Source organism: Ferrimonas sp. YFM, from assembly GCF_030296015.1.
GTDB lineage: Bacteria > Pseudomonadota > Gammaproteobacteria > Enterobacterales > Shewanellaceae > Ferrimonas.
Genome location: NZ_AP027368.1, coordinates 3,186,701 through 3,199,665, shown reverse-complemented (window position 1 = coordinate 3,199,665; position 12,965 = coordinate 3,186,701). Strand labels below are relative to the sequence as shown.

The following is a 12,965-nucleotide window of genomic DNA, read 5'->3' as shown; positions in this document are numbered from 1 at the left end:
CTTTTTTAATGGCTGAACCTGCATCAGGCCAGGGCGGCACGCCCTACGGAAGCACGGCTTTTCCAATCACCGATGGGCAGCACGGTGCGGCCAAACTCGGCGTTAATGATGGTGGCCATGGCCAGGTAGAAGGCGGCGCCACCACAGACGATGCCCTCGTAACCGGCGATGGTGCCAATCAGGGCGCTGCCGGTGAAGTCGCGGGCGGCCAACAGGAAAAACAGGACGGTCAGAGAACCGAAGATAAACTGCTTGACCCTGGGGTAGTTGGCCAGGGTGCCGATGAACATGAAGCCGGTGAACAGGCCCCACAGGCTCAGATACCAACCCATGAAGTGGTGAGGGCTGGCTGCGACGCCCACATCCATATTGGGCAGCATGATCAGGGCAACCAGAGTCAGCCAGAAGGAGCCATAAGCGGTGAAAGCTGTGGTACCGAAGGTGTTGCCGTTGCGGTACTCCATAATGCCGGCGATGATCTGAGCGATGCCGCCAAAGAAGATACCCATACCCAGAATCATGCCATCGATGGGGAAGAACCCGGCGTTATGGATGTTCAGCAGTATGGTGGTCATGCCGAATCCCATCAGACCCAGTGGCGCGGGATTTGCGTGAGCGCGGTTCATAAATTCACCTAATTTTTGTTAATAAGATGTAGAGTAAACGGTTGAAAACGCGAGGATTATTGATCGGGTTGCTGTGGCGCTAATGTGAACGGAATCACATTCAGGCCAGTAAATTCAGGGGATTAGAAAAACTTTGAACCCGATTTGAGTGTTATTTACTTAGGTGTGACCCAGCTCCGCAAAAAATTGCCGGAAATCCCGCCACCATGGGCTTCTGGCCCGTGGTCTGGGTGACCTGGGTTCATGGTTGGCTGGAAAACAGGAATTATTTCCATTTGAGGTAAAAAACGGCGAACTAGGTCAAGGATTTTTCCATAAGGTTGTGTATACTTAACTGCAAATGATAGCAATTCCCATTTAGAAACAGGTAGCACAATGGTTTTATCAGAGTTGGGTCTGGGACAAAGTTGCAGTGTTGTTCGTCTTGGCGATCAATCCATGTCACTCTCTCTTAAGCGTCGTCTGATGGCGCTTGGCTTCACCAAAGGCAGTGAAGTCAGAATGGTTCGCTCTGCTCCTCTGGGTGGTGCTGTCCAGCTTAAGGTCCGAGGCGCCAGCCTCTGTTTGAACAATCGCCTGGCTGCACAGATCCACGTAGAGGTTTAATTGATGTCTCAACAAGTAGTGCGCTGTGTTGCCGTAGGTAATCCTAACTCCGGCAAATCCACCCTGTTTAACGCTCTCACCGGTAACAACGTCTCTGTCGGCAACTGGGCCGGCGTCACCGTCGATAAGAAGGTCGGCAAGATCGAGCTCGACGGCCGCGCCGTGGAGATCACCGATCTGCCTGGCCTGTACGACCTGGAAGCCGCCGACGGCGAAGGCTTCATCGATGAAAAGATCAGCCGCGATTACCTGCTGGGTCAGGAGATTGATCTGCTGATCAATGTGGTGGACGTATCCCAGCTGGAGCGCAACCTCTATCTCACCACCCAACTGCGTGAACTCAATGTTCCCATGCTGCTGGTGCTGAACAAGGGCGATGTCACCGAGCGCCGCGGCGTTCAGGTCAACACCGAAGCCCTGAGCCAGCGCCTGGGCTGTCGCGTCATTCAGATCAGCGCCAAGACGGAAAATGGTCCTCAGGCGGTGAAGGATGCCATTACCGAGATGGCCAAGGCCGGCACTCAGAGCCAGCCCCTGGATATCCATCTGGGTGCAGAGGTAGAGCAGTCGCTGCAGGAGATGGGCGGCAGCCGCGCCAGCGCCATCACCCGCCTGCTGTCGCAAAGCGATGATGAGGCAATTCAGGCTGGCAACAAACTGCTGGCTCAGGAGATCTCTCCCGCCGAACACATCGCCGACTGTCGCTACCAGTTCATCGGCGACCTGGTCAAAGCCATCGTCTCCAAACCTTCCGTCATCGATTCCATGACCGAAAAGCTGGATCATTACGCATTGAGCCCCATGACCGGGGTGCCCATCTTCCTGGGCATGATGTATCTGACCTTTATGTTTGCCATCAATGTGGGCGCCTCCTTCATCGATTTCTTCGATATTGTGGCCGGTGCGCTCTTTGTTGACGGCTCGGCCCTGCTGCTGAACGCCGCGGGCATGCCTGACTGGGTTGGCGCCATCCTCTCCGACGGCGTGGGTGCCGGTATCCAGACGGTGGCGACCTTCATCCCTGTGGTGGCCTTCCTTTATATCGCCCTGAGTATCCTCGAGGTGTCCGGTTACCTGGCCCGCGCCGGTTTCGTCATCGAAGGGGTGATGCAGAAGATTGGTCTGCCCGGTAAAGCCTTCGTTCCCCTGATTGTCGGCTTTGGCTGTAACGTACCTGCGGTGACCGCCACCCGGACCCTGGACACCAAGCGTGAGCGTATCGTCACTGCCATGATGGCGCCCTTCATGTCCTGTGGTGCCCGACTGCCGGTATACGCCCTGTTTGTGGCGGCGTTCTTCCCGGAAAACGGTCAGAACCTGGTGTTTGCCCTGTACATCATCGGCATTGCGGCGGCGATTCTCACCGGCCTGCTGTTGCGCCACACCCTGCTGCCCGGCGATGCCAGTCAGGGCTTCATGGAGCTGCCTGACTACGAGATGCCCACCCTGAGTGCCATCGGTCGTCGCACCTGGCAGCGCACCAAGCAGTTTGTCCTGGGCGCCGGTAAGACCATCGTGATCGTGGTGACCATCCTGAGTTTCTTCAACTCCATGGGTACCGACGGCAGCTTTGGCAACCAGGACTCCGAAAATTCCGTGCTCTCCGCAGCGGCTCAGATTGTGACCCCGGTGTTTGACCCCATGGGGGTTAAAGAGGAGAACTGGCCCGCCACCGTTGGGGTGATCACCGGTATCTTCGCTAAGGAAGCCGTGGTCGGTACCCTGAACAGCCTCTACAGCCAGTCCGGTGAAGAGGAAGCGGCGGAGTTCAGCCTGCTGGGTGCCGTCAACGAGGGTCTGGCCACCATTCCCGAAAACATGTTTGGCATCGCCTGGGATGACCCCCTGGGACTGAACATCGGTGATGCTCAGGACGTGGACACAATGGGCGAAGAGTACGGCTTCGAAGCGGCCACCCTGAAGAACCTCAAGGCTCAGTTTGAAACCGGGGCCGCGGCCTTCGCCTACCTGCTGTTTATCTTGATGTACACGCCGTGTGCGGCGGTGCTGGGTGCCATGGCCGGCGAGTTTGGCGGTCGCTGGACCACCTTCAGTGCCGTGTACACCTTCGTGGTGGCCTACGCCACCGCCACCCTGTTCTACCAGGCTTCCCGCCTGACGGTGGAACCGGCTCACGCCCTGATGCACATTGGCATCATTGTGGTGATTCTGGTGGCGGGCATCGCTTACCTGAGACGGGTCGGCAAGCGCAGCCAGATGGGGGTGGGCGACATTCCGGTGGCCATCAAAGAGTAAGATTCGCTTTAATTCTCCCTAAGCGATTGAAGGCAGCCTCCGGGCTGCCTTTTTCTGTTTTGACCCTTGAGAGCTATTGGGCTAAACCTCAGGGAAGCGGGTGAGGGCAGATTCTGACAAAAAATCCGGAAAACTCCTGTTGCTATCGGTGATTGGGTCTTGCTCCCGCCCCGGGGATAGTGGATCATTAGCCGTTTACTGTTTTTAGTTGAAGTGAGTCGAGGGCAATCATGACCCAGCCGGACAACGAGGTTCGTCCAAGCAACTTTATTCGCAACATCATCGATGCCGATTTGGCCTCAGGAAAGCACAGTGCAGTGCAAACCCGATTCCCCCCTGAGCCCAACGGTTATCTCCATATCGGTCATGCCAAGTCCATCTGCCTGAATTTCGGCATTGCCCAGGATTACCAGGGCAAGTGCAACCTGCGTTTCGACGACACCAATCCTGAGAAGGAGGATGTCGAGTACGTAGAGTCCATCAAGGAAGACGTTCGCTGGCTTGGGTTCCAGTGGGACGGTGACATCCACTATTCGTCGGACTACTTTGATCTGCTGTATGGCTACGCCATCGAGCTGATCGAGAAGGGACTGGCGTACGTGGATGAGCTGACCCCAGAGCAGATCCGCGAATACCGCGGCACCCTGACCGAACCCGGCAAGCCAAGCCCCTTCCGCGACCGCGGTGTCGAGGAGAACCTGGCGCTGTTCGAGAAGATGCGCAACGGTGAGTTCCCCGAGGGCAAGGTGTGTCTGCGCGCCAAGATCGACATGGCCTCCTCCTTCATGGTGATGCGGGATCCCGTCCTCTACCGGGTGAAGTTTGCCCACCACCACCAGACCGGTGATAAGTGGTGCATCTACCCCATGTACGACTTCACTCACTGCATCTCCGATGCCCTGGAGAACATTACCCACTCCCTGTGCACCCTGGAGTTCCAGGACAACCGTCGCCTGTATGACTGGGTTCTGGAAAACATCAGCATCGAGTGTCAGCCACGTCAGTACGAGTTCAGCCGTCTGAACCTGGAATACACCGTGATGTCCAAGCGCAAGCTGAACGCCCTGGTGACCGAAAACCTGGTGGATGGCTGGAACGATCCCCGTATGCCCACCATTTCAGGCCTGCGTCGTCGAGGCTATACCCCGGCGTCCATCCGTGAGTTCTGCAAGCGCATCGGCGTGACCAAGCAGGAGAACACCATCGAGATGGGGTCCCTGGAGTCCTGCATCCGTGATGACCTGAACGTGAACGCGCCCCGTGCCATGGCGGTACTGGATCCGGTGAAGGTGGTACTGGAAAACTACCCTGAAGGCCAGGTGGAAACCCTGACGGTAGCCAACCATCCCTCCGATGAGTCCATGGGCAGCCGCGACGTGCCCTTCTCCCGGGAGATCTGGATCGAAGCGGAAGATTTCCGTGAAGAGGCCAACAAGAAGTTCAAGCGTCTGGTTCTGGGCAAGAAGGTGCGTCTGCGTGGCGCCTATGTGGTGACCGCCGAGCGGGTTGAGAAGGACGACGAGGGCAAGGTGACCGCCATCTACTGCTCTGTGGATCTGGACTCCCTGGGTGTGGACCCTGCCGACGGCGTCAAGCCAAAAGGGGTGATTCACTGGGTGTCTGCCGAAGCCGGCGTGCCTGCCGAGTTCCGCCTCTACGACCGCCTGTTCACCGTAGAGAACCCCGGCGCGGCCGAGGATTTCGAAGCGGTGATCAACCCAGAGTCCCTGGTGGTGCGTCACGGCTACGCTGAGCCCAGCCTGACCTCTGCCGAAGCGGAGAAGGCGTTCCAGTTTGAACGTACCGGTTACTTCTGTGCCGACAGCGTCGACAGCAAGGCGGATGCGCTGGTGTTCAACCGCACCGTCGGCCTGCGGGACACCTGGGCCAAGATGGGCGGCTAACCGCCCATCCATAAAAAAAGCGGAGCCACGGCTCCGCTTTTTTTATGCCTGTTGTGACGGTATCAGTGGTTACACTTACCGTCGGTGCTGACGCCGTACAGATAGAGACTGTGGTTGGTCAGCTTAATGTTGTGCTTTTGCGCGATCTCGTGCTGGCGCTGCTCAATCACCTCATCACTGAACTCCACCACTTTGCCGCAATCGAGGCAAACCAGGTGGTCATGATGATGTTGAGTGGCCAGTTCAAACACCGCTTTACCGCTTTCGAAATGGTGGCGGGTCACGATACCGGCATCGTCAAACTGGTTGAGAACCCGGTAGACCGTTGCCAAGCCGATCTCCTCTCCCTGGTCCAGCAGAAGCTTGTAAAGGTCTTCTGCGCTGATGTGTTGATTGCCTGGGTGCTGCAACAACTCCAGAATCTTCACTCTGGGCAGGGTGACCTTCAGTCCAGCTTTCTTTAGTGCTTGGTTTTCGTCCGTCATAGCATTCTCTTGCTTGAAGTCAGTGGGCTGACATTTACTAATTAGACCATTATAGGTAGCTTGCCTTCAACATTAAACCTTCGATAATGCAGGTATTTGCGAATATCCGGAGCTTATGGCAAAAACTGCTGCTGGAAAAGGCAAATAACACTCCGAAAAGGGGTGAAATTTTAATCAGGCTGGAATCTGGCGCACCGACAAGGTAAAAAGGGGAGTGAGAGCTGACTCACTGCCTGATGTCAGCTCCACTGTGTCACCTCAGGGAAGACTGGATGTATAAAAAGATAGTGGTACTTACCGGTGCGGGCATCTCCGCCGAGTCCGGCCTCAAGACCTTCCGCGCCGAAGATGGTCTGTGGGAGCAGCACAATATCGAGGATGTGGCCACCCCGGAGGGGTATGAGCGCAACCCGGAACTGGTGCGTGCTTTCTACAACGCTCGCTGGGACCAGCTGAGAAATGGCAAGGTTGAGCCCAATCCGGCTCACCTGGCGTTGTCCGAGCTGGAGGCCATCGAGGGAGTGGAACTGACCCTGATCACCCAGAACATCGACAACCTCCATGAACGCGCCGGCAGCCGGCGGGTGATCCACATGCATGGCGAACTGGCCAAGGCCCGCTGTCCCCGCAGTCAGCAGGTGTTTCCCATGGCCCAGCCCTTTGCCGAAGACAACTGTTGTACCTGCTGCATCCCCGGGGAGCCCCTGCGACCTCATGTGGTGTGGTTTGGCGAGATGCCTCTGCAACTGAACCGCATCTACCAGTCCCTGTCCGACTGCGATCTCTTTATCTCCATCGGCACCTCTGGCACCGTGTATCCCGCTGCCGGCTTCGTGGAGATGGCCAGCCAGGCTCATGCCCACACCATTGAGGTGAATCTGGAGCCCTCTGAGGTGCACAGCCAGTTTCAGTATCACCTTCAGGGCAGAGCCGGTGAGATGGTGCCCAGGCTGGTGTCGGCCATCGCCTCAGGCCAGTCTCTCGAGCAGCTGCAGGGCCGCTGAGACGGCCTCGACTCAACAAGGGACCAATAAACAAAGAGGGCTCGCGATGAGCCCTCTTGTTGTTGGAGTCTGGCGATCCCTACAGCAGGAAGCTGATGTCACTGCCTGGTTCGATGGGCTGCTTCTGAGTGGTGCCTTCAAACAGGTAGGCCTCCAGCTCTCCCTGAAGCACCAGGGCGTCGCCCTGACGGCGGATGGCACTGCCTTCGCAGATGCCCACCACCGGGGAGAGGGGGTCGACACAGGTAAACTCCCGCAGACGATCGGCCCGGGTCTCACCGTTGTGACCCGGAGGCTGGTAGTCGGTGTAATGGGGGTTCACCTGGAAGGGCACCAGGTTCAGCGCCTCGAAGCTGGGGGGCTCAATAATGGGCATGTCGTTGGTGGTGCGAATGGACTTGCCTGCCACATTGGAGCCTGCGCTCCAGCCAATGTAGGGCATGCCATTGTTCACCTTGTCCCGAATCGCCTCCACCAGGCCATGGCGGTAGAGTTCATGGAGCAGGTGGAAGGTATTGCCGCCACCCACAATGACACCGTCAACCTCTTCCAGGGCGACCACCGGGTCCGGGGTTTCGTGGGCACTGACCAGTTGGCAGCCAAGGCCGCCTAAGGCTTCCACCACCTTCTGGTGGTAATCATCGTAGCTGATGCTGACGCCAGCATAGGGGATAAACAACCAGCGACTGCCGGGGCTCATTATCTTTTCCAGCATGGGCAGGGCGTGGCTCAGGTAGGGGGTATCCCCGGCTCGGGAGCTGCTCAGCAGCAGGATGGACTGACTCATGAAGCTGATTCCTTAATTGGCGCTATCCACCTGATAATAAAGCCAAAACCACAAGATGTCTGCAACAATTCCAGAAAGATTAAAAACGTTTAGGGATCAAAAGGATAGGGCAGGATGCCAAGCTGCCAGCGACATGAGAATTAATTGTTATATAAATATAGACCAAAAGTTAGATTGTGGCGCATCTTGTGGTTGAACAATGAGTTCTGTGGCATATACTGTATTTCGATACGATTTGGTTTCCCAAACCACTGTCAAAAGCCACCGCCCCCAACGGTGGCTTTTTCTTCTCTGGCTGGATGGACGCGACAGCCAGGGTTCAGCCTTGGCCTTATACACTGTGCTTTTCAAGGATAAGTTGCCAATTGCTCGATTTAGTCGAGCTATTGATATGACTTTTCCGTAGCTACCCGGCCTTGAAGAGGGGACTCTTCACCCCCAAATACTGTCTATACAGAGGTGGCCGGAGTGGCCACCTTTGAACCTTGTGTTTTTAGGAGAATCAATGAAACGCATACTGTTGTTCCTGGCGACTAACCTGGCTGTGGTGCTGGTGTTGGGTATTGTTCTGTCCGTGCTGACGTCGGCACTGGGGATTGAGTTCCACAGCATGGGCGGCATCCTGATGCTGGCTCTGGTGTTCGGCTTTGGTGGTTCCCTTCTGTCTCTGCAGATGTCCAAGTGGATTGCCAAGCGCTCCATGGGCCTGCAGGTGATTGAACAGGCCAGGGACGAGACCGAAGCCTGGTTGCTGGATACCGTGGCTGACCAGGCCCGTCGCAGCGGCATCAAGATGCCCGAGGTGGCGGTCTACTCCTCCCCCGACATGAACGCCTTTGCTACAGGCCCAAGCCGCAACAACTCTCTGGTGGCGGTGTCCACAGGCTTGCTGTACGGCATGAACCGGGATGAGGTGGAAGCGGTCCTGGCTCACGAAGTCAGTCACGTCGCCAACGGTGACATGGTGACCATGGCGCTGATCCAGGGGGTGGTGAACACCTTCGTAATCTTCATCGCCCGGATGATCGCCGGTACCGTCAGCAATGTGATTGGCGGCGACGAAGAGGGCGGTGGCGAGGAAGCCAGTTACATGACCTACTTCCTGGTCTCCATGGTGCTGGAGATGGTGTTTGGCATTCTGGCCTCCTTCATCGTGATGTACTACTCACGTCAGCGTGAGTATCGGGCCGACGCCGGAGGCGCAGCCCTGGCCGGCCGTCATAAGATGATCGCCGCCCTGGAGAGGCTGCGTGGCGGTCAGGAAAGTCAGATGCCGGCCACCATGGCGGCCTTTGGCATCAGCGGTAAGAAGAGCATGAGCGAACTGCTGATGAGTCACCCTCCGCTGGAGAAGCGCATCGCCCAACTGCAGGCTTCTGCGTAAAATCGGGTGATAATCCGACACTACAGGCGGCCAAAAGGCCGCCTGTTTTGTTTCTATGAGCTAAATAGAATTAGTTTGTAAATTTAGACACCTGCAACAAATTTCCCCCTCTTTTTTTGATCTGAGCGGCATTTTCCGCGGTGCTTAGCTGATAAAGTTAGCCCGCCTCCGATTGCAGGGTTGATGTTGATCAACTAGGTTATTTGGAGACAAAAAAAACTGGCGGTCTGACCGCCTTTAATGCGTGTGAGGATGAGAATAATGTTTAAGCAACTGCTGTGCGCCATGTTTGGCATGGGGCTGGCCTTCAGTGCCGCCGCTGCCGACGTACTGGCCGATATGCATGCCGAGATGTCCGGCTGCGAAACCTGTCATGCCGACGGTGCGCCTTCTGAAGATGGTGCCCACGAAGCTGCTGCCTGTGCCGACTGTCACGGTGGCCTGGCGGATATGGAAGCTCCACACCCTGCCCACGATGGCATGCTGGAGTGCACCGACTGTCACATGATGCACGAAGACGAAGTGGGCAGCCGTCCCGCTTGTGATGCCTGTCATGATGACGGCCGCACCGCTGGTTAATTCAGTGGCGCCAGTCAGAAAAAACCCGCCTGTTGGCGGGTTTTTTTATCTCTGAATTCAGAGTTCTTTGAGGTAGTTCAGCACCACTTCGTGGTGGTCTTTGGTTTTGAACTTATCGAACCTGTGAGCCACCTTGCCCTGCTCGTCGATGAGGAAGCTGAGGCGGTGGATGCCATCGTATTCGCGCCCCATAAACTTCTTGGGACCCCAGACGCCAAACAGGTCGGCCACCGCATGGTCTTCGTCGGAGAGCAGATCGAAGTTGAGGTTGTCTCGGTCGATGAACTTGGCCAGGCGCTTGACCGGGTCCGGGCTGATCCCCAACACCACGGTGTTGAGGGCATCCAGCTCCGCCTTGGTGTCACGCAGGCTGCAGGCCTGAACGGTACAGCCGGGGGTCATCGCCTTGGGGTAGAAGTAGACCAGAACCCGCTTGCCGCGCAGATCCGCCAGGGTGATCGCTTCATCGTTCTGGTTGTGCAGAGTGAAATCGGGTGCTTGGGCACCGGGTTGAAGTGGTTGCATAACGTCCCTAGTTGGTATTTTCGTTGAGATCCATTCGCCGTATACGGCAGTCCAGGCCGATCTGATCACCCAGTTCCCTCAGCTGCACCTCCAGATGGTCGGTGTCTGTGCCTTCCGGGATATTGATGAACAGTTCCAGTTGCTGCAGGGCCGCGCCATTTTCGTCGGCGTCCGCATGTGTCCGCATACCGGCCAGATCCTGGCCCAGGTCTTCCAGACACTGGGTGATCTGCTTCATGGTGCCGCGGCGGTTTTCCCCGGAGTACTCCACCGCCAGCCGGGCGATGTGGTTCTGTGGAACGTGTTCACTGGTCCGTTTGGTGATGGTGAGCAGATCCAGTTCCGCCGCCTTGGCGGGTAACTGGTTTTCCATCAGAGTAATGGCAGTGTGACTGCCCGCTACCAGCATAATCAGGTTGAACTCATTGCCGTAGGTCGCCATGCGGCTGTCGATGATGTCGCAGTCACAACTGGCGGTGAGCTTGGCCAACTGATTCACTATGCCAGGACGGTCGGTCCCCATAGCCGTTACCGCAAGATACTGGGTCATGGTGGTCCTTACTTGGCAGGTAATAACTTGTTATTGCTTTTATATCGGTCAATCATCCTAGCACAGTTGCTTCCCTCCAATCATGAGAAAAACTTATCAATAAAGGTTATGAGTTAACCGTACTGGCCCAAGCCCCCGGGCCCTGAGCCTGCCCAGGCGGTCCCTGACCTTGTCAATGCCCCTGGCCACAAGTACCATAGCTTGCTCAATGGTCTAGGGAATTCGGAAGATGTTTAGCGGAAGTATTGTTGCCTTGGTCACCCCATTTAATGAGGATGGCGCCGTCGATTTCAACGCCTTAAACGCGTTGGTTGAGTTTCATATCGAGCAGGGAACCGACGCCATCGTGGCGGTGGGAACCACAGGTGAGTCCGCGACTCTGAACCCGAAAGAGCATATAGAGGTGGTGGAAGCGGTGGTCAAAGCCGTGGATGGCCGGGTCAAGGTGATCGGCGGTGCCGGTGCCAACGCCACCCAGGAAGCCATTGACCTCACCCTGGCCTGTGAGGCGGTGGGCGTGGACGGCACCCTGTCTGTAACCCCCTATTACAACAAGCCGACTCAGGCGGGTCTGGTGGCCCACTACACTGCCATCGCCGAGGTGGCGGCCAAGCCGATCATCCTCTACAACGTCCCTGGCCGAACCTGTTGCGACCTGTTGCCGGAAACGGCGGCAGAGTTGTCGAAACTTCCTGGGATTATTGGAATCAAAGAGGCTACCGGAGACCTCTCTCGGGTGGCCAAGCTCAAGGAGCTGTGCCGGGACGACTTCCTGCTGCTCAGTGGCGATGACGCCACGGCGATGGAGTTCATTCTCCTCGGTGGCCATGGGGTGATCTCCGTGACCAACAACGTGGTCCCTGGTGTGTTCAAGGCGATGTGCGCCGCCGCCGCCGAAGGTGACCGCACCGCCGCCGCGGAGCACAACGACAAGATGACCGGCCTGTACAGCGCCCTGTTTACCGAAGCCAACCCCATCCCTGTGAAGTGGGCCCTGGCTGAGATGGGCAAGATGCCCCTGGCAGATCTGCGTCTGCCGCTGACAACATTGTCCGAAGCGCACCACGACACGGTGCGTGAAGCACTGGCTCAGGCCGGTGTCTGATAATAAGGAAAAAAGAATGAAGCGAGTTTTATTGGGGGTGCTGGTGGTATCGGCATTGGCCGGATGTTCCACCCCTCTTGAGCGGCGTCAGGCCGAGGGCAACTACAACTACCTTGAGCAGCCTGAGCCGGTGCCGCTGGTGGTGCCCGAAGGGCTGAATCCCCCCAAGGTGAGCAGCGAATTCGTGATTCCTGCTCCTGCGACCGGCGACCGGATTCTCGGCGCCAGGGTTGATGTGCGTTCTCCTCTGCAGGTGTTGCCCCTGGGAGAAGGGGTGCGGCTGCAGGAAAGCGCCGACAGCGTCACCGTGCTGGTGGAAAATCAGCGGGACGACGTCAATCTGAAACAACAGATCATGGCCAACCTGACCGAGTTTCTTGAGCACAAGAAGATCGGCATTGCCAGCCAGGACGACCTCCAGGGTAAGGTGGACACCGACTGGATCGAGGTGGTCGAGGAACTGGGCGGCTCCTGGTGGAGCAAAGAGCAGTACAAGATGCGCCAGCGCTATGGATTTGAAGTGCAGGTGCGCGACAACGGCCATACCGGCTCTCTGACCATTGAACTGCTCGAGCATGAGGAGTTTGTCGATCAGCAGGATCAGGACATAGCCCTGACCGACTCCGATAAGCGCCGCTACACCATCGACATGCTGAACAACGCCATCTCCTACATGAACTTCAAGCAGACCCAGCAGAACAAGCTGCGGGACCTGGAGCGCGCGGAAGGGATGGCCCTGAGTCTGGTCACCGATGCCGACGGCAACACTGCCTTTGAGACCGAAGCCGGCTTCGAGCGGGTGTGGAGCCGACTGGACCGGGTTCTGCCGGTGCTTGGGTTTACCGTGAAGGATCTGGACAAGAGCCAGGGCACCTATTACGTGGACTATGATCCCAATGAGGGCTTCTGGGCCAACCTGTGGGGCAATAACGACATCCTGGCGCTGACCTCAGGGGCATACCGGGTCAAGCTGACCGAGGTGGAGCAGGGCACTCAGATCCTGCTTCAGGACGCCGATGGCGTTGCCCTGGAGGGCGAACTGGTGAGCTCTCTGTATGAGCAGTTCTCCGAGTATATGCAGCGTAACGTAAGATCGTTGTAAACCAGCAGTTAATAGCAATCCCCGCTTCGGCGGGGATTTTTTTGGCTGTGTC

General features: G+C 57.1%; 13 protein-coding genes. 8 read left to right on the top strand and 5 right to left on the bottom strand.

Annotated features, from left to right (window positions below):
- Positions 1-23 precede the first annotated feature (23 nt).
- Positions 24-626: an acetate uptake transporter gene (locus QUE41_RS14985; protein ID WP_028108810.1), complete on the bottom strand. Its 603-nt coding sequence runs from the start codon at positions 624-626 to the stop codon at positions 24-26.
- Positions 627-1,001: 375 nt separating this feature from the next.
- Between QUE41_RS14985 and QUE41_RS21580 the strand changes: the two genes are divergently transcribed.
- From QUE41_RS21580 to glnS, 3 genes are all read left to right on the top strand, one after another.
- Positions 1,002-1,232 carry a FeoA family protein gene (locus QUE41_RS21580; protein ID WP_353506852.1) on the top strand — a complete coding sequence of 77 codons (231 nt, stop codon included), beginning with the start codon at positions 1,002-1,004 and terminating at the stop codon, positions 1,230-1,232.
- A gap of 3 nt (positions 1,233-1,235) precedes the next feature.
- Positions 1,236-3,488: a ferrous iron transport protein B gene (feoB, locus tag QUE41_RS14980; RefSeq protein WP_286339814.1), complete on the top strand. Its 2,253-nt coding sequence runs from the start codon at positions 1,236-1,238 to the stop codon at positions 3,486-3,488.
- 230 nt (positions 3,489-3,718) lie between these two features.
- Positions 3,719-5,392, top strand: coding sequence for a glutamine--tRNA ligase (gene glnS / locus QUE41_RS14975; RefSeq protein WP_286339813.1), 1,674 nt, complete (start codon positions 3,719-3,721; stop codon positions 5,390-5,392).
- A 62-nt stretch (positions 5,393-5,454) separates the two neighbouring features.
- On the opposite strand, the gene fur is transcribed toward glnS, so the two are convergent.
- Complete coding sequence (fur, locus tag QUE41_RS14970; RefSeq protein WP_028108813.1) at positions 5,455-5,877, bottom strand: ferric iron uptake transcriptional regulator; 423 nt, start codon at positions 5,875-5,877, stop codon at positions 5,455-5,457.
- A gap of 272 nt (positions 5,878-6,149) precedes the next feature.
- Here fur and cobB point away from each other — a divergent pair, with 272 nt between their 5' ends.
- On the top strand, positions 6,150-6,881 hold the full coding sequence (gene cobB, locus QUE41_RS14965) for a Sir2 family NAD+-dependent deacetylase (RefSeq protein ID WP_286339812.1): 732 nt from the start codon (positions 6,150-6,152) through the stop codon (positions 6,879-6,881).
- A 79-nt stretch (positions 6,882-6,960) separates the two neighbouring features.
- Here the strand turns inward: cobB and pepE are convergent, their stop codons facing one another.
- Positions 6,961-7,668 carry a dipeptidase PepE gene (gene pepE / locus QUE41_RS14960; RefSeq protein WP_286339811.1) on the bottom strand — a complete coding sequence of 236 codons (708 nt, stop codon included), beginning with the start codon at positions 7,666-7,668 and terminating at the stop codon, positions 6,961-6,963.
- 505 nt (positions 7,669-8,173) lie between these two features.
- On the opposite strand from pepE, the gene htpX reads away from it, so the two are divergent.
- Positions 8,174-9,052, top strand: coding sequence for a protease HtpX (htpX, locus tag QUE41_RS14955; RefSeq protein ID WP_286339810.1), 879 nt, complete (start codon positions 8,174-8,176; stop codon positions 9,050-9,052).
- 261 nt (positions 9,053-9,313) lie between these two features.
- Positions 9,314-9,631 carry a cytochrome c3 family protein gene (locus QUE41_RS14950; protein ID WP_028108817.1) on the top strand — a complete coding sequence of 106 codons (318 nt, stop codon included), beginning with the start codon at positions 9,314-9,316 and terminating at the stop codon, positions 9,629-9,631.
- Between the two features lie 57 nt (positions 9,632-9,688).
- On the opposite strand, the gene bcp is transcribed toward QUE41_RS14950, so the two are convergent.
- Together bcp and QUE41_RS14940 are read right to left on the bottom strand one after the other, a co-directional pair.
- The gene (gene bcp, locus QUE41_RS14945; RefSeq protein WP_286339809.1) at positions 9,689-10,156 is read right to left on the bottom strand and encodes a thioredoxin-dependent thiol peroxidase; all 468 of its coding nucleotides are present in this window, start codon (positions 10,154-10,156) and stop codon (positions 9,689-9,691) included.
- Between the two features lie 7 nt (positions 10,157-10,163).
- On the bottom strand, positions 10,164-10,706 hold the full coding sequence (locus tag QUE41_RS14940; RefSeq protein WP_286339808.1) for a glycine cleavage system transcriptional repressor: 543 nt from the start codon (positions 10,704-10,706) through the stop codon (positions 10,164-10,166).
- Between the two features lie 229 nt (positions 10,707-10,935).
- Here QUE41_RS14940 and dapA point away from each other — a divergent pair, with 229 nt between their 5' ends.
- Together dapA and bamC are read left to right on the top strand one after the other, a co-directional pair.
- Positions 10,936-11,811, top strand: coding sequence for a 4-hydroxy-tetrahydrodipicolinate synthase (gene dapA / locus QUE41_RS14935; RefSeq protein ID WP_286339807.1), 876 nt, complete (start codon positions 10,936-10,938; stop codon positions 11,809-11,811).
- A gap of 16 nt (positions 11,812-11,827) precedes the next feature.
- A complete protein-coding gene (gene bamC / locus QUE41_RS14930) occupies positions 11,828-12,913 on the top strand; it encodes an NlpB/DapX family lipoprotein (RefSeq protein ID WP_286339806.1) in 1,086 nt (361 codons plus the stop codon).
- Positions 12,914-12,965: the final 52 nt, after the last annotated feature.